This is a genomic window from Metabacillus halosaccharovorans (assembly GCF_002019635.1).
GTDB lineage: Bacteria > Bacillota > Bacilli > Bacillales > Bacillaceae > Metabacillus > Metabacillus halosaccharovorans.
Map to the genome: position 1 here is coordinate 402,318 of NZ_KV917372.1, position 26,668 is coordinate 428,985.

The 26,668-nt window shown below is 36.4% G+C and carries 28 protein-coding genes and 1 pseudogene; all 29 read left to right on the top strand.

The genetic code is table 11. The annotated features are described in order from the left end of the window. Position 1 precedes the first annotated feature (1 nt). The gene (locus BK577_RS16220; protein WP_078433914.1) at positions 2-958 is read left to right on the top strand and encodes a nucleoside hydrolase; all 957 of its coding nucleotides are present in this window, start codon (positions 2-4) and stop codon (positions 956-958) included. Between the two features lie 109 nt (positions 959-1,067). Next, a complete protein-coding gene (locus BK577_RS16225; RefSeq protein WP_078433915.1) occupies positions 1,068-1,736 on the top strand; it encodes a response regulator transcription factor in 669 nt (222 codons plus the stop codon). After that, positions 1,733-3,070 (top strand): HAMP domain-containing sensor histidine kinase, encoded by a 1,338-nt coding sequence (locus BK577_RS16230; protein WP_078433916.1) that lies wholly within the window; start codon positions 1,733-1,735, stop codon positions 3,068-3,070. Before BK577_RS16225 ends, BK577_RS16230 begins: the two co-directional genes overlap by 4 nt. 122 nt (positions 3,071-3,192) lie before the next feature. Continuing rightward, positions 3,193-4,107 (top strand): ABC transporter ATP-binding protein, encoded by a 915-nt coding sequence (locus tag BK577_RS16235; protein WP_078433917.1) that lies wholly within the window; start codon positions 3,193-3,195, stop codon positions 4,105-4,107. Beyond that, entirely contained in the window at positions 4,104-4,811 is a 708-nt protein-coding gene (locus BK577_RS16240) for an ABC transporter permease (protein ID WP_078433918.1), read from the top strand. The genes BK577_RS16235 and BK577_RS16240 overlap by 4 nt, the downstream gene beginning before the upstream one ends. Next, entirely contained in the window at positions 4,811-5,530 is a 720-nt protein-coding gene (locus BK577_RS16245; protein WP_078433919.1) for an ABC transporter permease, read from the top strand. The genes BK577_RS16240 and BK577_RS16245 overlap by 1 nt, the downstream gene beginning before the upstream one ends. A 158-nt stretch (positions 5,531-5,688) precedes the next feature. Further along, positions 5,689-6,015: a DUF3784 domain-containing protein gene (locus BK577_RS16250; RefSeq protein WP_078433920.1), complete on the top strand. Its 327-nt coding sequence runs from the start codon at positions 5,689-5,691 to the stop codon at positions 6,013-6,015. Between the two features lie 132 nt (positions 6,016-6,147). After that, positions 6,148-6,915 (top strand): MerR family transcriptional regulator, encoded by a 768-nt coding sequence (locus BK577_RS16255; protein WP_078433921.1) that lies wholly within the window; start codon positions 6,148-6,150, stop codon positions 6,913-6,915. A gap of 334 nt (positions 6,916-7,249) precedes the next feature. Next, positions 7,250-8,494: an MFS transporter gene (locus BK577_RS16260; protein ID WP_078433922.1), complete on the top strand. Its 1,245-nt coding sequence runs from the start codon at positions 7,250-7,252 to the stop codon at positions 8,492-8,494. Between the two features lie 143 nt (positions 8,495-8,637). After that, positions 8,638-9,099, top strand: a complete 462-nt coding sequence (locus BK577_RS26445) for a glycine zipper domain-containing protein (RefSeq protein ID WP_245823528.1) — start codon at positions 8,638-8,640, stop codon at positions 9,097-9,099. Between the two features lie 83 nt (positions 9,100-9,182). Then, positions 9,183-10,322, top strand: coding sequence for a sensor histidine kinase (locus tag BK577_RS16270; protein ID WP_078433923.1), 1,140 nt, complete (start codon positions 9,183-9,185; stop codon positions 10,320-10,322). Next, positions 10,315-10,947 carry a response regulator transcription factor gene (locus tag BK577_RS16275; protein ID WP_078433924.1) on the top strand — a complete coding sequence of 211 codons (633 nt, stop codon included), beginning with the start codon at positions 10,315-10,317 and terminating at the stop codon, positions 10,945-10,947. Before BK577_RS16270 ends, BK577_RS16275 begins: the two co-directional genes overlap by 8 nt. Positions 10,948-11,071: 124 nt before the next feature. Continuing rightward, positions 11,072-12,004, top strand: a complete 933-nt coding sequence (locus BK577_RS16280; RefSeq protein WP_078433925.1) for an ABC transporter ATP-binding protein — start codon at positions 11,072-11,074, stop codon at positions 12,002-12,004. A gap of 12 nt (positions 12,005-12,016) precedes the next feature. After that, entirely contained in the window at positions 12,017-13,282 is a 1,266-nt protein-coding gene (locus tag BK577_RS16285) for an ABC transporter permease (RefSeq protein WP_078433926.1), read from the top strand. After that, positions 13,282-14,382: an ABC transporter permease gene (locus tag BK577_RS16290; protein ID WP_078433927.1), complete on the top strand. Its 1,101-nt coding sequence runs from the start codon at positions 13,282-13,284 to the stop codon at positions 14,380-14,382. Before BK577_RS16285 ends, BK577_RS16290 begins: the two co-directional genes overlap by 1 nt. 73 nt (positions 14,383-14,455) lie before the next feature. Beyond that, positions 14,456-14,887 carry a VOC family protein gene (locus BK577_RS16295; protein ID WP_078433928.1) on the top strand — a complete coding sequence of 144 codons (432 nt, stop codon included), beginning with the start codon at positions 14,456-14,458 and terminating at the stop codon, positions 14,885-14,887. A gap of 265 nt (positions 14,888-15,152) precedes the next feature. After that, complete coding sequence (locus BK577_RS16300) at positions 15,153-15,500, top strand: PadR family transcriptional regulator (protein WP_026561479.1); 348 nt, start codon at positions 15,153-15,155, stop codon at positions 15,498-15,500. Beyond that, positions 15,487-16,503 carry an HAAS signaling domain-containing protein gene (locus BK577_RS16305; RefSeq protein WP_078433929.1) on the top strand — a complete coding sequence of 339 codons (1,017 nt, stop codon included), beginning with the start codon at positions 15,487-15,489 and terminating at the stop codon, positions 16,501-16,503. Before BK577_RS16300 ends, BK577_RS16305 begins: the two co-directional genes overlap by 14 nt. 298 nt (positions 16,504-16,801) lie before the next feature. Beyond that, entirely contained in the window at positions 16,802-16,930 is a 129-nt protein-coding gene (locus tag BK577_RS26825) for a YjcZ family sporulation protein (protein WP_139367431.1), read from the top strand. Positions 16,931-17,170: 240 nt separating this feature from the next. After that, positions 17,171-17,356, top strand: coding sequence for a hypothetical protein (locus BK577_RS16315; RefSeq protein WP_078433931.1), 186 nt, complete (start codon positions 17,171-17,173; stop codon positions 17,354-17,356). Then, positions 17,328-17,492, top strand: a pseudogene (locus BK577_RS16320) (VOC family protein); the annotation flags it as partial. The gene BK577_RS16315 and the pseudogene BK577_RS16320, both read left to right, overlap by 29 nt. Before the next feature lie 270 nt (positions 17,493-17,762). Continuing rightward, positions 17,763-19,043: an MFS transporter gene (locus BK577_RS16325; protein ID WP_078433932.1), complete on the top strand. Its 1,281-nt coding sequence runs from the start codon at positions 17,763-17,765 to the stop codon at positions 19,041-19,043. Between the two features lie 416 nt (positions 19,044-19,459). Beyond that, a complete protein-coding gene (locus tag BK577_RS16330; protein ID WP_078433933.1) occupies positions 19,460-20,845 on the top strand; it encodes a sulfatase family protein in 1,386 nt (461 codons plus the stop codon). A 21-nt stretch (positions 20,846-20,866) separates the two neighbouring features. Beyond that, positions 20,867-22,369, top strand: a complete 1,503-nt coding sequence (locus tag BK577_RS16335; protein ID WP_078433934.1) for an ABC transporter substrate-binding protein — start codon at positions 20,867-20,869, stop codon at positions 22,367-22,369. Positions 22,370-22,445: 76 nt separating this feature from the next. Beyond that, entirely contained in the window at positions 22,446-23,387 is a 942-nt protein-coding gene (locus BK577_RS16340; RefSeq protein ID WP_078433935.1) for a carbohydrate ABC transporter permease, read from the top strand. A 19-nt stretch (positions 23,388-23,406) separates the two neighbouring features. Beyond that, on the top strand, positions 23,407-24,234 hold the full coding sequence (locus BK577_RS16345) for a carbohydrate ABC transporter permease (RefSeq protein WP_169908327.1): 828 nt from the start codon (positions 23,407-23,409) through the stop codon (positions 24,232-24,234). A gap of 157 nt (positions 24,235-24,391) precedes the next feature. Beyond that, positions 24,392-24,760 (top strand): sensory rhodopsin transducer, encoded by a 369-nt coding sequence (locus BK577_RS16350; protein WP_218970496.1) that lies wholly within the window; start codon positions 24,392-24,394, stop codon positions 24,758-24,760. Positions 24,761-24,823: 63 nt separating this feature from the next. Continuing rightward, on the top strand, positions 24,824-25,846 hold the full coding sequence (locus BK577_RS16355; protein WP_078433938.1) for a Gfo/Idh/MocA family protein: 1,023 nt from the start codon (positions 24,824-24,826) through the stop codon (positions 25,844-25,846). Then, complete coding sequence (locus BK577_RS16360) at positions 25,843-26,667, top strand: sugar phosphate isomerase/epimerase family protein (RefSeq protein WP_078433939.1); 825 nt, start codon at positions 25,843-25,845, stop codon at positions 26,665-26,667. Before BK577_RS16355 ends, BK577_RS16360 begins: the two co-directional genes overlap by 4 nt. Position 26,668: the final 1 nt, after the last annotated feature.

Consider the following 26,668-nt stretch of genomic DNA (forward strand, 5'->3'; position numbering starts at 1 on the left):
AATGGCAGAAAAAAAACGAGTGATTATTGATACGGATACAGCAGGTGATGATACGATTTCCATCTTAACTGCTCTTCATTATTTTCAGGTTGAAGGCATAATGGTCACCGGTGGAAATGTACAATTTGATCAACAGGTTGAAAATGCACTTTACACTGTACAAGTAGCAGGAAAGAATGAAGAAGTACCCGTATTTAAAGGGTATGAACGTCCAATAATGGGTCTTGGAGAAAACCAGCATCTTACTGTTGAGGATGTTCATGGTAAAGATGGAATGGGGGATTCGTTTTTCGAAAAAGCGATCCAGTCTCCTTCAGAGGGACATGCAGTTGATTATCTAATTGAAACCGTTCATAAATACCCGGGAGAAATACATATATTAGCTATTGCTCCATTAACAAATATTGCCATGGCGATTAAAAAGGATCCGACCATCATTTCGAAAATTCCCCATTTATATATTATGGGAGGTACGAATAATGCATTAGGAAATATAACCCCAAGTGCAGAATACAATTTCTACGTTGATCCAGAGGCAGCGAAAATTGTTCTACATTCGGGTATTCCGATGACAATGGTTGGGTGGGAAATGTGTACTCAATATTCAATTATGAATGATCAGGATCATGAGGATATTGAAGCCTTGGCAACAAAAGGTTCTCAATTTTTTAAAGATGTTAATAAAGTTGTCATGAAATTTAACAAAAGTGTGCATAAATTGAATGGCACAACACATCCGGATACATTACTTGCTGCAGTTGCGGCAAACGAACACATCATGACAAAATCGAATCTCTATCATGTAGATGTTGAAACTGCCGGAGAATTAACAAGAGGTTACAGTCTTGTCGATGTAAATAATCGATTGGAGCGCCCAAAAAATGTTCGGGTTTGTGAAGCTATTGATCAAAAAGCTTTTAAAGAGATGGTCCTGGAAGTGCTGGGAGCAATAAAGTAAATGTTGTAAATGTGGAGAGTGAGTAGTGCAGCACTCTCTTTTTTACATTTAAATAGATTATGATATAGTTTACATATATTGACTTTACCAAGAAAGAGGATCCTATTTTATGAGAATACTATACATAGAAGATGAAGAAGAACTTGGTTCGTGGGTATACCAGGACCTAATAAAACGAGGGTATCAGGTAAATTGGTTAAAAAACGGAGACAAAGCCTTAGAGCTTGCTGATACAACAGATCTTGCCATTCTTGATGTTATGCTACCCGGATTAGACGGTTTTTCCATTGGTAAGCGCTTGAAAAAGACAGTGCCATCTTTGCCTATTATCATGTTATCAGCACGATCACAGGTAGATGATAAGCTGGAGGGTCTTGAATTTGCAGATGATTATATGACAAAGCCATTTCATCCAGATGAGCTTGCTGCAAGAATAAGTGTGTTATTACGCCGTTTTGATCGTATAATGCCTTCAGAAATAAAAGTTCAGCATTTACGCTATCTCCCTAAGCAATATCAGCTTTTTCGGCAAGAAGAAGACGAAGAAATTATCCTAACATCTAAGCAGCTCCAAATCTTCGATTATTTATTAAAGCATGCCGGACAAATTTTGACGAAAGAACAAATATACGAATCTATCTGGGAAGAAGATTATTTTGAAGGTGACAAGACATTAATGGTTCATATCCGTTATCTTCGGGAAAAAATTGAGAAAGACCCTGCCAAGCCAACCATAATCGAAACAATTAGAGGCATTGGCTATAGGTTAAAACAATGAAGCTTCGCAACACATTGCAAACAAAGTACTTAATTTTAATTGTATGCGCGATGTTAATCCTCCCAATTGCCTTTCCACTTGCATCAATGGTTGTTTATATGCCGGCTATTATTGTTCAACACAACGATATGGATGTTTATGATAGTGAAGAAGTTGAAACTGAGTGGCATGAAAAGGCAAAAGAATTAGACAGGCTTACTGAAGCTGAAACGGTAACTGCTTTAAAAGAAACAACAAATAAAATAAAAGAATCCAACGTATTTTGGATAGATGAAAACGGCAAAACTCGTTATATATCCGACAATACAGCAGATATTCCTGAATACTGGACACCAGCCTATACAGTTTCTTTTATGAAACAAAGCTATGGCGGAGATCCATTTACGGTTGTCTCGTTTATCGGAGAAGAAGAAAACAATGGCTTTATTGTTCTGCAAATTGATAGGAAGTACATGGATTACCCAATTCAACAACTTGAATATTATTTTGAAATCATTTATATCGTGGTTGTTGGACTATTGTTACTTTTATTTATCGCTCTTTCATGGCTATTTTTCCGGTCGATTCGAAAACGAATTGTACGACTTCAAACGTCAATGGATGTAGAGGAACAACGAATTCCAGATAAGGTTACCGTTGGTGAAATCGATGAAGTAGGTGAGCTGGAGGTATCCTTTAATAAAATGATTGAACGTTTAGAGGCTAGCAGGTTACGGGAACAAGAGGAAGAGGAGCTGCGAAAAGAGCTTATTGCTAACTTGTCCCACGATCTCCGGACACCTTTAGCCACCATTAGAGCCCACGCCTATACATTAAAAAATGAAAACATTTCTTCTGACGGACAGAAATCAATTGAAATAATCGATAAAAAAATCGATCATTTGCATACGTTAATTGAAAACCTGTTATCATACACGTTATTAACATCAGGGAAATATACCTACAAGCCACAAAATGTTGATGTTAATCGAGTGATACGACTCTCGCTAACAGCTTGGTATCCAATTTTTGAAAAGGAACAGTTTACAGTAGACATCGATTTGTTTGAAGAAACTGTCTTTTGGAAGATGGATCCAAATTGGTTTGAGCGAATTTTAGATAATCTTTTTCAAAATGTAGTGAGACATGCCAAGTCAGGTAAGTATATCAAAATCATGTGTGAAGGGAATTCGATTTATATAATGGATAAAGGACCTGGGATGAAAAACAAGTCAGAACAAGAAGGGGTAGGAATTGGTCTTTCCATAATTGACCTGATGACAAAGGAAATGAACATTACTTGGAACATTGAAACCTCTAGTGATGGAACTACAATATGCCTAACGAAACACTAAAGAGTACGATTGAACAACGTCGTATTCTTTTTTTATGTTTCCATAGATTTAAACAAAATTTAAACATTACCACCACTTCATTTTAAGATTCATTGTTTATCGTGTTAATAGAGGTGATTAAAATGAAGCAATACGTTGTGGAAACAAGCAATTTAACAAAAACATTTAATGGAAAAGCTGCGGTTAATCAAGTGAATCTGTCAATTCCGAAGGGAGCTATATATGGTTTCCTTGGTCCAAATGGAGCTGGAAAAACAACAGCAATCAAGCTGCTTTTAGGATTAATGAAGGAAACAACCGGTTCGATCCAAATTTTTGGAAAAGAATTAAAAAAAGAGAAGCAAACAATCTTACGAAACATAGGGTCTTTGGTTGAATCACCATCATATTATGGAAATTTGTCAGCAAGAGAAAACCTGGAATTACTCCAAATTATTTTACAAACTCCTAAAGAACGAATTGACGAAGTTCTTAATATCGTGCGATTAGAAAAGGATGCAAATCGACCGGTTAAAGGGTTCTCGTTAGGTATGAAGCAAAGACTCGGAATTGCTTCTGCCTTGCTCGGTAGTCCGGAACTGCTTATCCTTGACGAACCAACAAATGGTTTAGATCCATCAGGAATCATTGAAATGCGGGAATTAATTAAAAATTTACCAGAAAAATATGGTGTGACGGTCCTTGTTTCAAGCCATCTTTTATCAGAAATTGACCAAATGGCTACCCAGGTTGGAATTATATCAAAAGGATCTCTTATTTTCCAAGATTCAATTGACGTTTTACGAAAGAAATCTGTGAACAAAATTCGCATCCAAACAAACAATCGTGAGGCTGCTTGGAAAGTCCTCCTTAAAGAGGGCTTAAAAGGGAATGCAGAAGGAGATTATGTATCGTTTAATCAAAGTACAAATAAAGATGTTGCTGCGATGGTTCATGCCCTTGTCCAAAACGGGTTGGACGTGTACCGGGTTGAGGAGGAAAAACGCTCGCTTGAAAGTATTTTCCTCGAGATGACGAAGGAGGCGCAAAGCCTGTGATCCTTCGGTTATTACGAACAGACTTTAAAAAAATATCAATCGGCATGTGGATTCTTGTTTTCTTAGGACCAATTGGGATATTTTCTTTAACAACCGTCAATTATTTGGTCCGCTATGACTGGCTCATCCGTCAAACAGATGATTATTGGCTACAGTTATTGCGACAAATCAATTTATTTCTCACACCTGCTTTGCTTTTAGGAACAACACTTCTTGCGTCTCTTTTTGCTAATATCGAACATAAGACAAATTCCTGGAAACAGTTGTTAGCACTACCTATCAGTAGAGTAAAGGTATATAGCTCTAAATTTATGACAATTAGCTATTTGTTATTTATTTCTACATTGCTGATGTTTATTGGAACAATGGTTTTTGGCACCTTTTTTGATTGGGAGCAAAGCATGCCTATTAAGGAGATTGCAATTAACAGCTTTTATCCTTTTTTTGCTGCCTTGCCAATTTTAGCTTTTCAGTTATGGTATTCTGTTGCATCATCGAACCAAGGTACACCATTAACAATCGGAATTATTGGTTCGGTTGTGTCGATGTATGCCTATGGTGGACCGGAGTGGTTGATTTGGAAATGGCCATTGCTTGAAAATAAATGGCAAATACCAGAAATCAGTGTGTTACTAGGAATCGTTGTCGGTGGGATCATTCTTATCACTAGTCTCATCCATTTTGATCAAAAGGATGTGAAGTAATGCTAAGTAAACTTATTTATACAGAATGGTTAAAGCTTAAAAAATCGAGAGTTTTACAAATTTTGTTTATTAGTCCCATACTCTCAACGATTGCTGCTTATTTTAACTTATTTGAAAATGCAGGAAATGAGTGGATGAATTCATTTTTATCAATGATTATGGTTCAAGCCATTCTTTTCTTGCCCTTACTTGCTGGAATCTTTGCTGCAGCTGTTTGTCTTTATGAGCATGCTGAAGGGGGATGGAAGCAACTATTGGCTTTACCAGTTAATAGGCTCCAAGTATATAGCGCAAAGCTCATCACTGTTTGTACATTTGTAGCATTAACACAAATTCTGATGTTAGCAGGATTGTTTCTTGTGGGAATGTTACATGGTTTCAATGATCCATTTCCTTGGAAGGAAGTGTTCCTTCGTTTATTTATGGGCTGGTTAGGGTGTTTACCAATTATCTCCCTACAATTATGGGTATCTACCGCTTGGTCCAGTTTTGCTGCTCCTGTTGCACTTAATGTCATCTTAACTTTACCAAACATACTCATTGCAAATTCAGAAACATTCGGTCCATGGTATCCTTGGGCACAGCCGTTTTTAGGCATGGTGATGGATCAGCAGTCAGGCTTTACATTTTCTATAGAGACATTGGTATTTGTTATTATTGGTGGTTTTCTCGTCTTTACGGTAGGTGGCATGGTCTATTTTAAACAAAAAGCAGTTTAGTAACAGCATTTATAAAGACAATAAAGAAGTGTATACTCCCACTTCTTTATTGATTTTTCCCCGATGTATAATGAAACTTATTGTTTTAGTTGAACGTAGTAATAGTAGAATTTAATGGCTCAATTAAAATTACATAGTAAATTGGAAGGTGATAAGTCATGACTGGAGCTATTACTCATTTTATTTTATCAATACCTTTCTTGATTTTCGCCTATGTCCTATCAAAAGGAAAAGGAGCCTTTCTGCTTGCTGGTTATAATACGATGTCTGAAGATGAAAAAGCTCAGTATGATGAAGTAGCGTTGTGTAAGTTTATGAGTAAGATCATGTATGGAATCAGTCTTAGCTTATTTTTATGGGCACTTAGCGAAGGTTTAAAAAATCAAATTTTATTTATCATTGGCCTTATTTTATTTATTAGTCTTCTTATTTTTGCATTGGTTTACTCAAATACAGGAAACAGATTTAAAAGGGATAAAACGTGATAAAAGCATGTTTAAAATTTCGTACATGATGGCTTCGTTTCATTTTTTAATCAGTCAAAAAAATCTTCATTTATGTATTGACCTTGACGTTGCGTAAAGGTGTAAAGTGAAATTATCAGGGAGGGATTAGAGATGGAATACACGATCCAAAAACTTGCAGAATTAGCGGGTATCAGTACGAGGACTTTACGATATTACGATGAGCTTGGAATTCTTAAGCCGGCAAGAATCAACTCATCAGGCTACAGAATCTATGGACAATATGAAGTAAATCTCATCCAACAGATTCTCTTTTATCGTGAACTTGGTCTGCAGCTAAATCAAATAAAAGATATCGTGACTGATCCTGCTTTTGACTTCGCAAAGGCATTACATGAGCATCGAGAGCGTCTCCTTGATAAACGAAACCAGTTAGATCAACTAATTGCAAATGTTGAAAAAACAATTGCACATTCAGAAGGGAGAATGAAGATGACTGATCAAGAAAAATTCGAAGGCTTTAAACAAAAAGCTCTTAAGGAAAATGAAGATAAATACGGAAAAGAAATCCGTGAAAAATACGGAGAAGAAACCGTCAAGAAATCGAATGAGAAATTCATGAATATGTCTGAAGTGGAATACGAAAAATCTGTCAATATTGAAAAGGAGATGAGAGAACTATTAAAAAATGCGATGATAACGGGAGATCCTGCTAGTGAATTAGCACAAAGAGCTGCCCAGTTGCATAAACAATGGTTACTGTTCCACTGGCCTTCCTATAGTAAAGAGGCACACGCAGGTCTAGCTCAAATGTATGTCGACGATGAGAGATTTACAGCTTATTATGATCAGGAGCAACCGGGTACAGCTGAGTTTTTGAGAGATGCTATTCAAATTTTTACTGGAGTGAAGAATCATTAAAAGTCTTGTTAACGTAATTCACTTTTGTTAATATTTAAGTAACTATGGATGAAATGGAGGTTTTCCTTTTGACAGCATCAATGAGATTAAGATTCCTAGACTGCAATCGTTAATTGAATACGTTTGTAAGGAACTCTGCCTATGTTCAGAGTAACGGGATTGGTCTGTCTATTTTTAAAGGAAACCATTATTTAGCGGTTTATTAAAAAGAGGGATTATTTTTCCCTCTTTTTTTGATGTCTTTAAAAATATACATCAACAGAGCGGTTCGATGTAGATGGAGATGGGTGAAGAGTTGATTTAAAAAACTTAATAGAAATGAGTTGTTAAAAAAATGAATACAGTAAATAACGATCTCAAGGAGAATTGGTTTAAGAATATTATACTCTTCTTAAGTAGTCAGACGATATCACTATTCGGGTCTTCATTAGTCCAATACGCGATTATGTGGTACATCACGCTGGAGACTGAATCTGGTTTAATGATGACTTTGTATATCATTTGCGGATTTATTCCTACATTTCTTTTGTCTCCAGTTGCAGGAGTGTGGGCAGATCGGTACAATCGAAAAATGCTTATTATGGTAGCTGATGGGCTTATTGCTACAGCAACGCTTATTTTGGCCATTCTCTTTTTAATGGGCTATGATGCCACTTGGTTATTGTTTGTGATGGCAGCAGTACGTGCCTTTGGAACAGGCATTCAAACACCAGCAGTGGGAGCAATTCTTCCGCAAATTGTTCCGAAGGATAAACTAACAAAAGTAAACGGCGCAAATGGAAGTATTCAAGCCATTATCATGTTTGTTTCACCAATGGTAAGTGCGGCACTGTTAGCAACAACATCAATTGAAATCATCTTTTTCATTGATGTCATAACAGCTGTTATCGCGATTTTTACTCTCCTTGCCTTTTTAAAGATCTCTACCCATGAAAAAGCAGCCGAAAAACAAACTACAAGCTACTTAAGTGATTTTAAACAAGGCTTACAGTATATAAATAATCATGCATTTCTCAAAACGTTTTTCTTATTCTTTGCTGTCTTCTTTGTGTTGATGGCACCTGCTGCATTTTTAACACCATTGCAGGTAACACGTACATTCGGTGATGATGTATGGAAATTAACGGCAATCGAAATCGCCTTTTCCATTGGTATGATGATTGGTGGGGGGATTATTGCTTCATGGGGAGGCTTCCCAAATAAAGTGAAAACAATGGCGTTCTCCAGTCTTATTATGGGAGTCTGTACGTTTGCCCTTGGTGCCACACCAATCTTTTGGTTGTACTTGATATTTATGGCGTTATTCGGAGTGGCCATGCCGATCTTCAATACACCAACGACTGTATTGTTGCAGGAAAAAATTGAAGAAGAATATTTAGGTAGAGTATTTGGTGTTATGGGGATGATCTCAACCTCAATGATGCCTATTGGAATGCTCATCTTTGGGCCGATTGCGGATATCATTAGAATCGAATGGCTTCTATTAGGAACAGGACTGTTCATCATCATCCTAACGCTATTCATGAATCAAAATAAAGTATTAGTCGAAGCCGGTAAACCGGTTTTAAATGAAGCTTAACAAATGAAACTGAATAAATAGAACAGGCAAAAACGTCTTTTATCTTTAGGACGTTTTTGCCTTTTTTTATGAACAATTTTGAAACTTTTTACACCATTTAATCGTATGTAAAGGTAGCACGTTACTTGCTAGGGGGAACATAAATGAATGACCATCTTGATCAAATAAAAACAACCATTAAGGAGCTTAGAAAGATTGATAATAAAAAAAACACTGGAAAGCTTGATTTTAATAAATGTGAACGAGTTGCTGAAAAATTGGATTCATTATCTGAAAATTGTCAGGAATGTGAGCAACAATTACTAGAATTAAAGAATCATTTTATCAAATTAAAAGCAGATTTAGACAACTTGGATAAAAATGCTCTGAAACAACACCAACACTTTATCCAGCAAACCTATAACCATCTCCAGAAAAAACATAAACTCTTACCAGAAGGATATTACATGAGTATTTACATGTCGATTGGAATGAGCATGGGGGTCGTGTTTGGTTTAACAATATTCGACAATATTGCCTTAGGAATCCCGATAGGAATGTGTTTGGGAATAGCAATCGGGGCCGGTTTGGATGCCGATATAAAGAAAAAAGGGAAAACAATATAGTTCTTTTTACATTCAAGTTGTGTAACATAGTATACTAATAGAAAAAGACTTTCTGCGCTTTTCGGAGGAGTTTACAGATACTAATGAAGAAGGTATATCTTATTTGGTTAGCTATTCATATCGCTGTATGGGGAGTAACTTTTTATGAATTTCCATCAAGTATAAATGAGAGACAACTGGCCGCTACAAGTTTATATTTTGTTATTTTATTTATTCTACCTCTATTTAAAGAAAGAACAATGGTGCAAACACTATTATTTTGCACACAGACCATCTTAACGATCCTCGTTTTCTATCCGGCAGACAATTTGTTAAATCCATATCTGCTCTTCATACATGCTTTACTACTAGCAGAAGCAGTTTTTTATTTACCTAGGTGGAAAAGTTTAATAGTGGTTGTATTTCAATTAGGCAGTTCGATATACCTATTATCAGAAGCAAGTCTTAGTACTACACAATTAATATGGAGTAGTTTGTTTTATATGATGTTAATAAGCGCGTTATACCATTATCAAGCCGTACATAAGCGAGAAAAGGAAACACAACAAAAAAATGATGCCTTACTTGATGAGTATCGGAAGATGAAAAGACAGCTTGTTACAGAAGAACAACAGGCAAGACAGGATGAGCGAATGCTTATTGGTCATGAAATACATGATTCTGTTGGACATAAACTAACAGCACTGATCATGCAGTTTGAGGTATTTCGCCTGCATGCAGAGAATAAGGACAAAGAAAAAATAGCAGAGCTTAAACAACTTGCTGAACAAAGCTTAGAGGAAACGAGACGTGCTGTAAAATCCTTTAAACAGACAGAAGTAGGTGGTTTACAAGGTGTGATCCGCTTAATTCGCAAACTGGAAATGGAAAGTTTTATGAAAATAAGTTTTTCTGTTAAGCATGGAGCTTTTGCTGCACCACTAACAGGTGAGCAGTCTTTTGCAATCTATCGGGCTGTCCAAGAAGCACTCACAAATATTATGAAACATAGTACCTCAAGAGAAGCTCATGTCATGTTTGAGTCTCCGGGCGGGAGTATTTTTAGATTTGAAGTATTTAATATTGCTCCTTCTCATCCATTTTTTCAAGAGGGATATGGATTGAAAGCCATGCGGACTCGATTAGAAAAAGTTGGAGGTTCCCTGGAAATTGATCATAATGAGCGTCATTTCGTCGTGAGAGGGAGTATACGTTTAGTTGAACGGAGAGGGTCATATGATTAAGGTGTTACTTGCGGAAGATCAAGTGATGGTACGCCAAGGCTTAAAGGCAATGATTGAAACAGATGAAGAGATCACTGTAACTGGTGAGGCTGATAATGGCAAAGAAGCGATTAACCTATGTGAGAAGCAGGTTTTTGATGTAGCCATTTTAGATATACGTATGCCAGTAATGGATGGAATTGAGGCAACGAAAATATTACGGTCACGTTTTCCTCTAATGAAAATTCTAATGTTGACAACATTTGATGACGAAGAATACGTAATGGAAGCCTTAAAATTAGGAGTAAGTGGATATATGCTTAAAAATGGTGATACGGAATCACTTATTCGCTCAATTAAAAGTGCATTAAGTGGCGGGCTTTCTTTGGAAGATCAGGTTGCGGCAAAAGTAATGCCAGTCTTACTTCAAAAGCAAGAGAAGGATTCAATAGATCCGAGATTAACTCCACGGGAAAGAGCCATATTAACATGTATCGGTGAAGGGTTAAATAATAAGGAAGTTGCCGAACGGCTGGGCTTGTCAGTTGGAACCGTCAAAAATCAAACAAGTATGATTTTAGAGAAATTAGCATTAAGGGACCGGACACAGTTAGCTATTTACGCCATTCGCAATCATCTCGTCTAAGGTAAAAAAGTGACAAAAGTAATAAGTGTCGATTCATACAGTGACCAGAGTCAGTAGTGACTTTGGTTTTTTTGTTTTAAGATGCAAATAGTAAAGATGCTAAAACATCAAAGGAGGCATACCCGTGCTTGAGACAATTAATTTAAAAAAGTCGTTTAAAGGGAAATCCGCTGTGCAAGAAGTGAATTTATACTTGGATCATGGTGAATCTGTTGGATTATTAGGGCCAAATGGAGCAGGGAAATCAACAACCATTTCCATGATATCAAGTTTGATTAAGCCAACAAGCGGTGAAATAAAGCTAAATGGTGTAAACATTGTTGATAAACCTGGTGAAATTAGAAATATTTTAGGTGTCGTACCACAAGAAATTGCGCTTTATCAAGAGCTGTCAGCCTATGAAAATCTCAAATTTTTTGGATCTATTTATAAAATAAAAGGAAAAGAACTGGAGAAAAGGATTCAAAATGCTCTGGATATTGTTGGATTACAAGAACGTCAAAAGGATTTAGTAAAGACATTTTCAGGTGGTATGAAACGCAGGGTCAATATTGCTGCAGCTCTATTACATCAACCGAAAATACTCATTTTAGATGAACCGACTGTTGGAATTGATCCGCAATCGCGAAATCATATCCTAGAGATGGTACGTCATTTAAATGAAAAAGATGGAACAACGGTACTCTATACAAGTCATTATATGGAAGAAGTGGAACAACTTTGTGACAGATTATACATTATGGATCATGGTGAAATTATAGCCTCAGGGACAAAAGCAGAGCTACTTAGCATTTTATCAACTGAGGATACGATAAAAGTGGAGTTAAGTAGTATGGATGAAGCATTTGTCGAGCATGTCAAGACCATAGAAGGTGTTCGTAAGGTAGAGGCAAATCACCTGCAAATGAAAGTGATTGTAAAAAAGGGAAGTCAATTAATTAGTGAGCTTGTTCATTTAGCTGACCAATATCATACTCAAATTGTTAATTTTCATACTGAAACACCTAGCTTGGAGGATGTATTTCTTCATTTAACTGGCCGGACATTACGGGACTAAGGAGGTGGAATGATGTTAAGTTTTATAAAAAAGGACTTACTAATGTTTTGGCGTGACCGTAAAGAGATCATTACCGTACTAGTCCTTCCCATTATTTTAGTCTTGGTTTTAAATTTTGCTTTTGCCGGCTTGTTTGGTTTTAATGAGGATGCAAAGATGGATTTACAATTGGCAGTGGTGAATCAGGATGACGACACAGAAGCAATGACTCAATTAAAGGAGCGTTTGGTCAAAGAGGCTACGTTAGGTGAAGAGCAAACAGCGGAGATATTGAGTCAAGCAACTTTAATAAAACCTATTTCAATGTTAGAAGATTATCTTCATAGTGATGATTTAAAGGAATGGGTAACGGTTCATGAGATGGAGGAAACAGAGGCAGTAGCTAACATGAAGGAAGGAGAATTGGATGGAATCCTAATCATACCGGATGGATTTACAGCAGATAGTTTATATTCAGCTTTAATGGGAGAACCGCCAACTGCTTCACTTAAATATAAAATAGAAATGGAAACGAATGACACCAGTACATTAGCCCAAATAATCCAAGGGTTTATGGATCAAATGAATGTTCAGTTTGCCCTACAGAAAGTGGGAGGTACCCCGCAGGAGGAAGTCATCCTGCCAGAGGGAGGCATTGAGAAAATTGGAGCTGGTGAAAGCTTTACACTCACACAGTATTTTCCGATTGCAATCGGGGCGTTGTTTACATTATTCCTTGCAGCAACCGTAGCAACGAAAACAGGTGAAGAAATTAGACAAAAAGTATTCCAACGGATTTTATTGACAAATAGTCATCCATTCCATTTTTTAATAGGGAAAATGGTCTCAACATTCTGTTTAGCTTGGTTGCAAACAATGTTTGTATTCATTTTGTCACACTTTATTTTAGATATTTTTCCAGGTCGGACGATTTCCTTCTGGCTTGGTACCATTGGGATTGTAACATTACTATCCTTAGCAATATCCGCGCTATCTGCTGTCTTTACCAGCATCTCGCTCAGAGTGTCTGATATCGATGTTGCGAATGGTATTTTTATGATCGTTATTATTCTCTTTGGTATCATCGGTGGTAGTTTTGTTCCTGTTTATATATTACCTGATTGGCTGCAAAAGATCGGAGAGTGGACACCGAACGGTCTATCTTTAGCTATCATGACACAATGGATTCAATTTGAGGATTTTTCCTCCATCATCAAACCAAGTATGTTCCTTGTTGTATTTTTTATTCTGTGTACAGTAATTGGTTTAGCTCTATATCCAAAAAGGGGGGAAGCGTAGTGAATTCAGTAGTTTGGGCGCAATTTACGAAGGATAAACGCAACCCTATCTTCATTATTTTATTTATTGCGGGTAGTATTCTTGCAACGTTAGTTTTTGCCGGAGGTGTTTATTCACCGACAAAGGTTGCTATATTCAGTGAAGAAGATAATGCCTCAGAAATTGAGAAGAAATGGGTAGATCTGTTAAATGTTGATGACTCCTTTCAGTTTGTTGTCGTAGAACCAAATGAAGCGCGTGAGGACGTACGGGATGGTAAGCTTGATGTAGCAGTAAAGGTTATGGAGACAGATTACAGGTTGGTTGCTACAAGTGAGCTTCCAACAGTATCGTATGTTCAGCAGCATGTTGACAAGGTATTTCAACAGGAGGCACAATTAAGTGCAATTGTTCAATCAAAAGAAAACGAAAACGTTAGAGAAGAACTCGAACGTTATATGGAAGAAGCACCATTTCAAATAGAGACTCAAGGACTTGAAAGTGATAAAGTTCCGAATTATAACATGAGTACTCAATTATTATTTGCTTTTACATTTTTAATTTCGATGTTTATTCTCGGACTAAAGGTAAACAATGTCACACATGATAAAGTCTCTGGCATTTGGAATCGAATGATCCTATCACCGATTAGTAAAACCAAGATGTACTGTGGCTATGTACTTTATAGCTTTTTGATTACACTATTCCAAGTAGTTGTTGTTCTCTTCGTGTTTAAGTACTTGATGAACTATGAGCTGGGAGATCAATTATGGTTAATTATCTTAATTGCTGCGTTCTTTATTTTTAGTATGATCAGTATCGCGATGTTAATTACCGGGTTTGTAAAGACTCCGGAGCAATTTTATGCGATTTACCCATCAGTTATCCCCCTTATACCAATTGTTAGTGGAGCTTATATGATGCCGGGAACGATTACAAATTCAGCTCTATTGTTCATAGCTGATCTATTTCCGATGGCACATGCAATGGATGCGATTATGTCAGTTATTTTTTATGATGCCGGTTTTCAGGATGTGATGATGTCTTTATTATTTATGCTGTTAATTGGTGTGGTGACTATGGGATTAGGGATTAATCTTATAGAGAGAAGAACCAGATAGGTTTTTAGAAGGAATTTTCAACTCACTTCTAGAAAGTAAACCCTAGGTCATTTATTTTTTAGGAGGAATCGTGATGGTGATGCAAAGAGTTAGCCTGCTTACAATCGGTGCTTATAATTTACCAGTTCTTCGGTCTTTTTATCAAAAACTTGGATGGGAAGAAACAGAATTTAGTTCAGATTCCTATGCTGCATTTAAAACGGCAGGTGTAATTCTAACTCTTTTTCCAATTGAGGAATTAGCAAAAGATGCCGGAATTGAAATTTCACGAAGTAAAGAAGGGTTTCGTGGTGTAACATTTGCTATCAATCTAGATACCCCGGAACAAGTAGATGCAACTATTGAAGAGGTACGCAGCATCGGTGCCAGGATCTTAAGAGAACCAAGTGACGCATTTTGGGGTGGAAGGACTGCCTACTTTGCAGATCCCGAGAATAACCTATGGGAGATTGCTTGGAATCCATCTGCAGAGTTTGATGAAAGAGGAGCGATGATTTCATTCTAAAATGTGAATAGAGAGAGTCTAAAGCCACAGTTTAGTCATCTAAATTGTGGCTTTTTCTTATACTTTAAGAAAGGTTAACTATATTAAAGGATTAAAGTATAAGAAAAGACATCAACTTCCGCCATTCTTGGCGGTAAGTCGTGTTTTTCTAATTTTTATTTAATATTATAAAAACTTAATTGATTGCGTCACAATAATAGTGTATGATACATAGTATAAAATAAATACTGTATGACATATAGTAAAACAAATCGAGGTGGGTGAAATGAGCAATTTAATTCAATCATTATCAACAGAATTACGAAGAGGAACATTGACGCTTGCTGTTTTAAGTCAATTACGTACTCCTCAATATGGATATTCACTTGTTCAATTATTAGAAGGATCAGGTATTCCTATTGATCAAAGTACGTTATATCCCTTATTGCGACGATTAGAAAAACAGGAATTGGTTTCAAGCAGTTGGGATACATCAGAAAGTAGACCCCGTAAGTACTATGTTTTAAGTGAATTTGGTGTAGAGGTATTTTTGCAGTTGAAAAAAGAATGGATTGCAAATTCAAAAGAGCTTTACAACCTATTGAAAGGGGAGGAAGATGATGAACTTAATTGAGATTTATATCCAGGAGGTTACACGCAGATTACCTGAAAAAAATCGTAGTGACATTGCGCTTGAGTTACAGTCGACAATAGAGGATATGCTTCCTGATAATTATAATGACGACGATGTAAAAAAGGCACTCGAGAAGTTAGGGAGTCCAGTTTCATTGGCAAGCGGTTATCGCGACCAGCCAATGCATCTGATTGGACCGAGATACTTTGATGTATATATGTCACTACTAAAAATGGTCTTACCGATCGCTGCAGTCATTTCTTTAATTTCGATGCTGGCAGAATATTTTATTGGGTATACAGGAAGTGAAGCGATTATTAATGTCGCACTACGTCTCATGGGTGAAGGGATCTGGAGAATCATTGAAGTAGGGATGCAGGTTTTCTTCTGGGTCACATTGACATTTGCCATTTTAGAGAGAACTGATAAGGGGAAAGATGGAATACCACTAACAGCAAGTTTGCAGAAATGGACTCCTGATGATTTAAAAAATATCACGTATATACCTAAGAAAAAGGCCATTTCAAAGGTTGAAGTTTTTGGAGGTCTAATGTGGACAGCGATCTGGGCAACACTTTACTTTTATGCCAATCATCTAGTCGGTGTCTATAGAGGCGGGAATGAAGGACTTGATTTTAAAATTCCTGCATTGAATCAGGATGTGTTGCTTCAATACTGGCCGATCGTCGTCGTCGTAATTGGACTTGAAATATTATTGTCTCTATACAAATTAATAAAGGGTCAATGGACAAAAAGAATTGCCCTATTTAATACAATCGTTCAACTAGTCGGAACAATAGTATTTATTATCATCCTACTAAATCCAAACCTACTAAGCTCCGAATTCACAACATTTATGGCGGACTTATTCACAATAAACCCAAATCAATTCAAAACATCACTCACCGGCGGCATCCTCTTCATCTACATCCTATCAGCCGCAATAAGTGTGTATGACGGATACAAAAAGGCCAAAATTGGTACAGAGGGACAGGTTCGTTGACCCATTTTCAAAAGTAGATTCCTATAGTATATAAAAAAAATAAAAGCAGGAAAAAATACTTTGAAATTTTTCCAGTTACATTCGAGATTTAAAAATGGGCTTCATTATAGGTGTTTTCATGAAGCATTCTTCCTACAAGACGGGCTCCAAATATCAAGTAAACGTATATACTATATCGACTTAGATTTTTCACAAACGAAAGGAAGATGTTTAAATGTACGGTTATGAAAACAGTCCACATATGGCAGGTGCAAACGCACCACATGTTGCTGGGGCAAATGTTCCACATCAACCTGTTATGCCTAGTTATGTAGCTCCTGCTTATGGTTATTGTGCTCCAAGTTATGGAAATACATTCGCGCTCATCGTTGTCCTATTTATCTTATTAATCATTATAGGTGCAACAATCTACGGTAATAAATGTTAATAATATAGGCTAAAAAGACACTAATTATTAGTGTCTTTTTACATTTATACAAATAAGCAGATGCATAAAGATAAAATACTGTAGAGTGAATTTCATGTTGTACTGCACAAGTTCAATAGCTTTAATGGTGTTAAAATAAGAAGGACTATAAACACGTTTATGGAACTTATTCTTAGTACATTATTAAAATAAGCTAAAGATTTTAACGATGATTATTGGTGTGATATAGGAGGAAGGTATATGAGCATACGTTTTGAAGTAATCAGAACGGTAAAGGTAACAAAGCAAAGAGCATACTTTGGTTTGTTGGATCTTGATTCCGCACAGAACTGGATGAAAGGTTTCGTCAAAATCGAGCGGATGGATGAGGGACCCCTTAAAGTAGGAAGTGAATGGAGTGGGAGTGGAAGATTACGATACTACTGAAGCTAAAATTGTGCAAAACGGTGGAAAAGTGGCTCTTCCAAAATACGCTCTTCCAGGTATGGCATGGCAAGGATACTATATTGATCCTGAAGGAAATACATTTGGCATTCATCAACCAGATGAGAACGCCAAATAGTTTGACCAAGATGGGAATGAGTATCTATTAAGGGTAGATAAATAACAAACTAATACATATTTTTACTGCAAAAATTATGAATAAGAGAACAGCTAGCTACAACTAAATATTCGAAAAACAAAACCTCATTTCATTTGGTATTGAAATGAGGTTTTGTTTTTTAAATTTTCAAAAAGGTCGATATAACTAAATTAATACTAAAAACACCTTCAATGAAAAAATATGGTTTATAATAAACATAGTAATCTATACAAACAGGAGCATCTACAAATGAACAAACAAAACAGTAAGTACAGATGGATCGTTTTTGCATCCGTACTGTTCACGTATTTTCTTATCGTTAGCCAAAGAACTGCACCGGGCCTAATTACAGACCAATTGATGAATGAATTTAGTGTCACGGCCGCAACTATTGGATTTATCGCAAGCATACAATTTTTTGCTTATGCAGGTTTGCAAGTGCCAATTGGTATTTTGTCCGATCGCTTTGGTCCAAATTTCTTTCTTATTGTTGGGACATTTTTGGCCGGAATAGGGACATTACTGTATAGTCTAGCACCGAATGAATTCGTTCTTCTTATTGCACGATTAGTTGTCGGAACCGGTGACTCTGCCATTTGGGTAAATTTAGTCTTAATTCTAAGTCAGTGGTTTAAAGGAAATGAATTTGTTAAATTACTTGGAATGGCAGGTGTGTCAGGTAGCCTTGGGTTTTTGCTGGCAACAGTGCCTTTTTCGCTTTGGATCGGCTTACTAGGATGGAGAACATCCTTTTTATCTATGGGGATTCTTTTATTACTATGTGGAATACTCCTCTACGTTGTACTCATTTATCAACCAAAACGAATCATTAAATCGAATAATTTACCTGACTCCTCACTGAAAAAAATTAAGGCTAAACCTGAGAAAACCTCGGTGATATTAAAACGGATTTTTACGAGTCGGCAGGCTTGGGCAGCCTTTTTCTGTCATTTTGGGGCAGTAGGAACTTATGTAGGTTTCATCGGTTCATGGGCTGTTCCATATGGGACATCAGTATTTGATATGTCACTGTCAACAGCGAGTCAATTTATTATGATCGGTCTTTTTGGGGCCATAATTGGTGCACCTTTAGCAACAATGATATCAAGCAGAATACATTCTATCAAAAAGCCGTATTTGATTTTTCATGGTATGATTTTTTTAAGTTGGGCTACTTTCCTCGTTTTTATCGGGAAACCACCACTTTTTATGCTTGTTTTGCTTTTTTTCATTATCGGCTTTGGAAATGGTGCCAGTGCATTAACTTTCGCATTTGTTCGTCAGTCTTTTGATGCAAAAGAAGTTGGTGTAGCTACTGGTTTTGCAAACATGGGAGGTTTCTTGAGTGCTGTATTATTACCAAGCATTTTCGGAACAGTTTTGGACTCATTTCAAACCGGCAATAGTCATATCGGTTATTTTTACGGTTTTATGATTCCTGTAATTTTTTCTATTTTAGGTTTGTTTGGAGGATTTTTAATTAAAGAAAAACAGCAGGAAGTTGTCCAATCGAAGGAACTAAGTTATTAGACATTCACTATGAAGCTATGATTTATAGCTTTGAACGTTTTTTCATGCATTAATAAATGAAGTACTACTCCAATGCTACCTGTTTACTTATTTCAATACTAATGAATAAAGCTAACAGGTAGTCTATTATAGAATTCATATACTTAAAAAAGATCTCCTCTTTTTATATAAATGATTTACCATATTCACCCCCTGGATTTCAGCTTCACTTATGAATTTTCTCCACGGAATTTAAGTCCTATTAAAGCCTTCAAATTGGAACATTTCTACTCATCGCGAATATATATACCTTCCTTTGGCTTAATCCGCCAATAACATGACCTTAATGACCATGAATTTTCCACTGTTAAAAAGTAAGATATAAAAAAGGGTAAATCACTTAATAACCTTTTAAAAATTATTTTAGGGGGAGTAATGTGAAGGTAATTTTTATCTCACTAGATACACTCAGGGCGAAAAATCTAGGTTGTTATGGATACAAGCATCCAACCAGCCCTTATATTGATCAAATTGCAAATGAAGGGGTCTTATTTACTCAAGCATATGCATCCGATATTCCTACAGAAGTTGCGCACACGTGTATTTTTACCGGGAAAGTAGGATTAACTACAGGAGTAGTTTCACACGGTTCTCCATCCTCTTATTTACCTAAAGACTATGAATGGCTTCCGACTATTTTAAGAAAGGCAGGGTTTACAACAGCGGCTGTTGATAATCTATATCACTTAAAGGAATGGTTTGCTAGAGGATATCAGTATTATATGAATACTACTGGAAAAACAAGGTGGATAAAAGGTCATTCGATTAATAAGCTGGCTAAACCTTGGATAAATGAACATAAAGATGAAGACTTCTTTTTATTTTTGCACTACTGGGATCCGCATACACCTTATTTACCACCTAAAGAATATATCAACGAATTTTATGATTTTGATAATAATCCTTATGATTTAACAAATAAAAGTATGGAGCCTGCATTTAATCATCCTGCATATCCTTTTTTCAAGCACCATCACTTTGATTTACTTGAAAATGTCACTGATTCTAAATACGTAAGCGCTTTATACGATGCGGAAATTCGATATTTAGATGATATGTTAAAAGATTTAGATGAGTATTTAATAAAGCTGGGTATTAAGGATGATACTTTGCTTGTGTTATTTGGGGATCATGGGGAGAGCTTAACAGAGCATGATATATACTGGGATCATTGTGGACTCTATGAGGCAACAGTACATGTACCAATGATTATGCGATGGCCTGGCAAAATCCCGGAAGGATTTAAAGTGTCAAATTTGGTTCAGCATGCAGATTTAATGCCAACATTGCTCGAAGCAATAGGTCTTGAATTACCAGACAAGCTTGATGGGAAAAGTCTGTGGCCACTAATTCTAGGCAAAAAAGTAAACCATCATTCTGAAATATATTTAAGTGAATGCGCTTGGCAAGCTGCTAGAGGTATCAGGACTGACCAATATAAATACATTGAGACGTATGACGCTGGGCCTTTTTCCCGACCACCAATTGAACTCTATGACATATTAAATGATCCAAATGAAGAAACAAATCTATCTGACAAGCTTCCTAAGCAAGTGGAAAAGTTTAAAAAGCAGTTAAATGACTGGGTTGATTCAAAACTTGGATCCGAAAAGGACCCAATGAATGAAGTCTTAATAGAAGAAGGACTTCCTTTTAAACGTAGAATTGAAAAAGTTCTTTCAGAATACGGAATGACATGGGATGAATGGAAGGCTGATCCTAAACGGGAGAAAATTGATTTAGCTTTTAATAACCAATCCTAAATAAAAACAGGAGTTGATTGTATGAAAACGCTAAGAAAATTCGGTTTGATTTCGATTATTATTCTATTAGTTTCATCACTCCTTACAGGATGTATTGTTCCTAGTTCATCTCCAGATGAAACGAATCAAACAGACGGAGAAGAGTTTAGCGGAACCATTACGATGTATGCGGGTACCTATAGTCCTAACAGAGTTTTAAATGCTAATCAAAAACCAGCAACAGAATTAAAAAAATTAGCAGAAGAGTATGAAAAAGAAACGGGAATTAAAATTGAATTTATTAAGGGATTACCTGCAGATCAAGACTATATGACATGGGTTCGAACAAAGGCTTCTGGCGGTCAATTACCAGATATTATTTGGAGCCAATGGTATGACGCAAATACAGCATTAGCAAAAGGGACACTTACGGATTTATCAGAATACCTGGAACAACCAAATCCTTACGTTGAAAATAAACCTTGGAATGAATTATTGAACAGACAAATTATTTCTGATACGAAGTCAGCGGATGGAAGTACTTATGTTATAAATGGAGACTATGTTGGAACAGCAACGTATTTTAATAAAGAAGCATTTGAAAAAGCAGGTATCAAAGAGATGCCCACAACATGGTCAGAGTTTATTGAAGCATGTCAGAAATTAAAAGATGCCGGGTATACTCCATTTGCATGGAATCTCGCTTCAACTCCTACTGGAACAGACCGTATCACATGGTTAACTAGATTGTTTTTCACAAATTTCTTTGCAGACGAATATGATGAGCTTCGCTATACAAAGAATGAGGGAATCACCAATCAAGATCAAGTAATTGCTATTAAAAAGGGTGTTTTCGGACCTGAAAATGAGAAATGGATGGCTATATGGCCTATTTTAAAAGATTTTTCCCAATATTGGCAGCCTGATTTTACTGGTGGTGATTCAAATGGACAAGGAACAATGCTTGCCTTTTTAACAGGAGAAGTTGGGATGTATTTCGATGGATCTTGGGCATCACAACAAATTAAATCAGCAAACCCTGATTTTGAGTGGTCATCGTTTAAAAATCCGTTTCCTGATCATGCTACTTCAGAATTCGCAACAGAATTTGATTCATCTGCAGCAATCGGTGGACCCAGCGCATCATTTCAATATGCTGTTCCAACAAAGAAAGCGAATAATTCTCTAACTCCAGCGAAAGAGAAGGCTATAATCGATTGGTTAATGTATATTACAACTCCAGAACATAATGAAGCAATTGTTAATGAGCTAGGGGAAAATGTCCCTACAGTTGCAGGTGCAAAACCGATAGAAGAATTAAGTGGTTTATCTGATCTTGCTAATCAACCATTACAAAGTGTTTTTGGTGGTATTAATCTTGAAAAGAAAGAACTGGATGCAATCTATCGTGCCTTCCAAGGATATATTCTTGGTGATACCACATTAGAAGAGTTTGCTAAGGTGGCTGATACAGAGATGGAAAAAACGGCAGATTCATTGATTCAACAAAACAACTGGGACTTATCGGAATATTTAGAAGAATAACGAATAAACGAATGCGGGCTAAAAAACGAAAAATTATTGTAAATAGCCCGCTTTCTTACTGAAAGGGGAGAAGCTTATGGCAGAAACAGTCCAGCAATTAGAAAACAGCAGTATGAAAAAGAAAAAGGCAGGAAAATTGCGGTATAATTGGAAATCCGGTTATGGAATGCTTATTCCTTCCTTTATTCTTTTGATCACCTTTATGTATTATCCTGCCTTGATAGCAATAGGTTTTTCATTTACAAATTGGGACGGGTTCAATCAGCCGCAGTTTACCGGTCTTCAAAATTATATAACTTTGCTCAAAGACAAGATCTTTTTGATTTCGATGAAAAATGTTGGGTTATGGACATTCATTAAAGTAATCGTAGAACTGCTTATTCCTTTATTCGTTGCTGTTGTTATCTTTCATTTAAAAAGCAAAAGAATGCAGTATATTTACCGTGTATTATTCGTTATTCCAGTTGTTGTCCCAGGAATTGTTATGTTTATGATATGGGGATTTATCTATGATCCAAACGTAGGCGTGCTCAACACTTTATTGAAAACATTGGGACTAAATGGAATTATACAAAACTGGCTGGGTGATCCAAATATAGCTCTTTACGCATTGATGTTTGTAGGGTTTCCTTTTGTTGTACCGTTTAACCTATTAATTTTCTATGCCGGATTACAATCTATTTCAGAAAGTGTCTATGAATCTGCAAAACTAGATGGAATCACGAAAGTTAGAAGGTTTTTTCAAATAGAGATTCCCTTAGTTATGGGACAAGTGAAATTAATATTGATCTTAACAGTGATTCAATTACTACAAAACGTAACACTCCCACTAGTTATGACAAATGGCGGACCAGGTTATTCATCATATGTTCCTGGACTTTATATGTATTTCCTTGCATTCCAAAATGGAGAATTCGGACTAGGAATGGCTGTTTCTATGGTGATTTTTGTGATTGTTTTGATTTTAACTTGGATTCAGATGAAGTTTATTAATCCTAGCACAGAATATAAAGCATGATAAATGAAAGGAGAATATGATGCTTAAAACCATTAAGCAGGATTTTTGGAGCCATCTATTTCTTATCGTGTTGGCATTTATTGCCCTTTACCCGTTTTTTTATATGATTATCACCTCGTTCAAAACAAATGGCCAATTTTATAGCAATTTCTTTGGAATAACTTTTCCTTTGCACTTTGAAAATTATGCCGTTGCATGGGAAGCTATTGGCGGTTATATTTTTAACTCTGTTTTTGTTGGGGTAGCAAGTGTGTTAATTATTATTACAACTTCTGCACTTGCAGGTTATTCCTTTGCACGTTTGAGATTTAAGGGAAAGAACTTTTTATACATGTCGGTGGTTGCTTTACTCATGATACCCGGATTGCTTACGTTGATTCCTCTTTTCTTATTAGTTAAAAGTTTTGGTTTACTAGACTCATATATGGGCTTAATCATTGCCTTTGCAGCTGGGGGTCAGGCCTTTACAATTTTTGTTTTTAGACAATCCTTCGCCTCTTTACCTGAAGAATTATTTGAAGCTGCTCGAATTGATGGTTGTGGTGAACTTCGAGTATTTTGGCAGATTGTTCTTCCTTTATCCAAGCCGATCATTGGTACGATGGCGATTTGGAACCTTTTAGCTATTTGGAATGAATATATGATGCCGTTAGTTTTATTGAGTGATCCTACTAAATTCCCAATCACAGTTGGATTAATACAGTTTGAGAGTCAATTTGTTTCACAAACATTATATGGTCCGATGTTTGCAGGCTACACGATTGCCTCGTTACCATTATTAATCTTGTTCTTATTTACAATGAGACTATTTATGAAAGGATTAACCTCTGGTGCAGTAAAAATCTAATAAGATTCATTTGGCCAAATCGACCATTAAAGTGGCAGAATGAGCAATGAAGAAAGTTCCAGGTTAAGATAACATGAATTTATTCCAACTTTGAAATGTTTACAGTTACTAAAAGAGTTAAAGGCAAATATGGTAACCAGAAATGGGGGGATGTATATTGATAGGAAAACAAATCTGGATTATACCGGATGGTTTTTTACAACCGAAGAGCAAGGGAGACCAGATCAGCCATGAGGCAGTATGTGTTTTAAATCTAACTGAAAGTAGTGCAGTCATTAATCTCACATTTTATTTTGAAGATCGGGATCCAATGGATTTGTTCTTTTCAGAATGTGGTCCAAATAGAACACATCATATTCGGTTAGATAAAATTATAGACCAAGAAGGAAATATGGTACCAAGGAATATTCCTTATGCAATAAAAGTGGAAAGTAATGTGCCAATTATTGTTCAGCATAGCAGATTAGACACATCCCAGGAAGCACTAGCGCTATTTACAACAATGGCCTATGCGATAGAAAGCTAGTTTTAAATAAATGAATATATTATTGGGTTTGGTTAACAATTTTGCTTTATGGGAGATGATTGAATGACATTAAAAGTAGCGATTGTAGGAATTGGAAACATAGGTAGTATACACGCAAAAGTATATGAAGAAAATCCATACACAGAAATTGTAGCAATTTGTGACATTGTAAAAGCAAAGGCTGATCAAGTTGCAAGTAAGTTTGGTTGTAAAGCATTTTACAGTGTAAAAGAGATGATAAATGATGGAATAAAACTAGATCTTGTAAGCGTTTGCACTAAAGGAGAAGAGAATGGAAGCGAACACTATACACCAACAATGGAATTATTAAATGCAGGTATCCCAGTTCTTGGTGAAAAACCGATATCAAACAATATTGAAGAAGGACATAAAATGGTTGAACTTGCTAAACAAAATAAAATACCATATGCCGTAAATCTCAATCATCGCTTTACACCTGCTGCTGAAAAGGCAAAAGATTGGGTTGTAAATGGCCGTATTGGAAAGCTTCATATGATAAATATGAGAATGTGGATTAACAATCCAGTAGAAAGCTCACCATGGTTCCATTTACGCGCATTACATCCACACTCTTTTGATGTGATTAGATATTTTTGCGGTGATGTCAAAAGGGTTGGTGCATTTATGATGAAAGGAGAAGGCAGGCAAATATGGTCTAACACTCAAATCATGTTGGAATTTGAAAATGGCGCAATTGGTCATTTAGTAGGAAGCTATGATGCTGGAGCGAGCTATGGGTTAGAACTTTGTGAGGTGGTAGGCTCTAAAGGACGATTTGTACTTGAAGATGCATGCGAAAAATTAACATATTATCCACGATCAAGTATTGAGACTGAAAGTTACAGTTATTTAGGAGGCATGAAATCTTTTCCGGAAACATTTAAATCCAGGATTGATTCCTTTGTAAATCAGTTAATTCAAGGTGTTCCATATGATCAAGTGGATGGTTCAGGTAATGATGCTTTAAAGGCTCAGCAAATTATTGAAGCAGCCATAAAATCTTTTGAAACAGGTACAATCGTTCAGGTTAAAGATGTAGAGCTAATTTCAGGAGGGGTAATATGATAAAACTTGGCGTGAACTCTGTGTTATTTAAGGATTTTGATTTTGAGACAGCTGCCAGGCAAATCGCTTTATGTGGATACGATGGAGTTGAAATCTCTGCAATAAAAGGGATGTGTGAACATTTAGAGTTAGATCGATGGAGGGAGCAAGCAGTAGAATTAAGATCGATACTTGAAGAAAATAATCTTGAATTTCTTTCAATGGAGGTTGCTTCACTTGATGAAGATCGGTTGACAAAAGCTTTTGAGGCAGGAGCTGAGATAGGCATTCCCATAATTAATGTAGGACCTGGAGGGAAGTCGGGCGATGAAGGCGACCTTCAGCAATCCATTGAAACCCTTTATCGTTTATCGAAAAAGGCAGAGACTTATGGAGTTACACTTTGTGTAAAAGCGCATGTGGGGAATGCCATTTATAACACGCCTACAACACTACGAGCAATGAATGAAATTTCATCTACTGCATTTGGTATTGATATGGATCCTAGTCATATCTATAGGGGAAATGAAAATCCTGAAGAAGAGCTTACTAGAGTCCTAAATCGAGTGAAACATATTCATATACGTGATTGTAAAGGGCGTTCAAAGGGGCCTGGAAATATTACGAATCAAGCATGTGGACGTGGTGATATAAATCTTTTTGCATATTGTAAGGCTATGGTAGAAGGGAATTACAGTGGACCGGTTTGCTTGGAGGTAATTGGAGCGAACCAGCATTCTTTGGCAGATGTATCCATTGTGGCAGCAGAAAGTTATGGGTATTTGAATGCAACTTTAAAAGCTTTAGGGGCAAGAGAAACTAATTTTGTTCAGAAAGGATAAT

Excerpts from the sequence above, each read along its gene's own strand:
- BK577_RS16220 (WP_078433914.1), top strand. The coding sequence starts at position 2 with ATGGCAGAAAAAAAACGAGTGATTATTGATACGGATACAGCAGGTGAT.
- BK577_RS16225 (WP_078433915.1), top strand. The coding sequence starts at position 1,068 with ATGAGAATACTATACATAGAAGATGAAGAAGAACTTGGTTCGTGGGTA.
- BK577_RS16230 (WP_078433916.1), top strand. The coding sequence starts at position 1,733 with ATGAAGCTTCGCAACACATTGCAAACAAAGTACTTAATTTTAATTGTA.
- BK577_RS16235 (WP_078433917.1), top strand. The coding sequence starts at position 3,193 with ATGAAGCAATACGTTGTGGAAACAAGCAATTTAACAAAAACATTTAAT.
- BK577_RS16245 (WP_078433919.1), top strand. The coding sequence starts at position 4,811 with ATGCTAAGTAAACTTATTTATACAGAATGGTTAAAGCTTAAAAAATCG.
- BK577_RS16250 (WP_078433920.1), top strand. The coding sequence starts at position 5,689 with ATGACTGGAGCTATTACTCATTTTATTTTATCAATACCTTTCTTGATT.
- BK577_RS16255 (WP_078433921.1), top strand. The coding sequence starts at position 6,148 with ATGGAATACACGATCCAAAAACTTGCAGAATTAGCGGGTATCAGTACG.
- BK577_RS16260 (WP_078433922.1), top strand. The coding sequence starts at position 7,250 with ATGAATACAGTAAATAACGATCTCAAGGAGAATTGGTTTAAGAATATT.
- BK577_RS26445 (WP_245823528.1), top strand. The coding sequence starts at position 8,638 with ATGAATGACCATCTTGATCAAATAAAAACAACCATTAAGGAGCTTAGA.
- BK577_RS16270 (WP_078433923.1), top strand. The coding sequence starts at position 9,183 with ATGAAGAAGGTATATCTTATTTGGTTAGCTATTCATATCGCTGTATGG.
- BK577_RS16275 (WP_078433924.1), top strand. The coding sequence starts at position 10,315 with ATGATTAAGGTGTTACTTGCGGAAGATCAAGTGATGGTACGCCAAGGC.
- BK577_RS16285 (WP_078433926.1), top strand. The coding sequence starts at position 12,017 with ATGTTAAGTTTTATAAAAAAGGACTTACTAATGTTTTGGCGTGACCGT.
- BK577_RS16295 (WP_078433928.1), top strand. The coding sequence starts at position 14,456 with ATGGTGATGCAAAGAGTTAGCCTGCTTACAATCGGTGCTTATAATTTA.
- BK577_RS16300 (WP_026561479.1), top strand. The coding sequence starts at position 15,153 with ATGAGCAATTTAATTCAATCATTATCAACAGAATTACGAAGAGGAACA.
- BK577_RS16305 (WP_078433929.1), top strand. The coding sequence starts at position 15,487 with ATGAACTTAATTGAGATTTATATCCAGGAGGTTACACGCAGATTACCT.
- BK577_RS26825 (WP_139367431.1), top strand. The coding sequence starts at position 16,802 with ATGCCTAGTTATGTAGCTCCTGCTTATGGTTATTGTGCTCCAAGTTAT.
- BK577_RS16315 (WP_078433931.1), top strand. The coding sequence starts at position 17,171 with ATGAGCATACGTTTTGAAGTAATCAGAACGGTAAAGGTAACAAAGCAA.
- BK577_RS16325 (WP_078433932.1), top strand. The coding sequence starts at position 17,763 with ATGAACAAACAAAACAGTAAGTACAGATGGATCGTTTTTGCATCCGTA.
- BK577_RS16335 (WP_078433934.1), top strand. The coding sequence starts at position 20,867 with ATGAAAACGCTAAGAAAATTCGGTTTGATTTCGATTATTATTCTATTA.
- BK577_RS16340 (WP_078433935.1), top strand. The coding sequence starts at position 22,446 with ATGGCAGAAACAGTCCAGCAATTAGAAAACAGCAGTATGAAAAAGAAA.
- BK577_RS16345 (WP_169908327.1), top strand. The coding sequence starts at position 23,407 with ATGCTTAAAACCATTAAGCAGGATTTTTGGAGCCATCTATTTCTTATC.
- BK577_RS16355 (WP_078433938.1), top strand. The coding sequence starts at position 24,824 with ATGACATTAAAAGTAGCGATTGTAGGAATTGGAAACATAGGTAGTATA.
- BK577_RS16360 (WP_078433939.1), top strand. The coding sequence starts at position 25,843 with ATGATAAAACTTGGCGTGAACTCTGTGTTATTTAAGGATTTTGATTTT.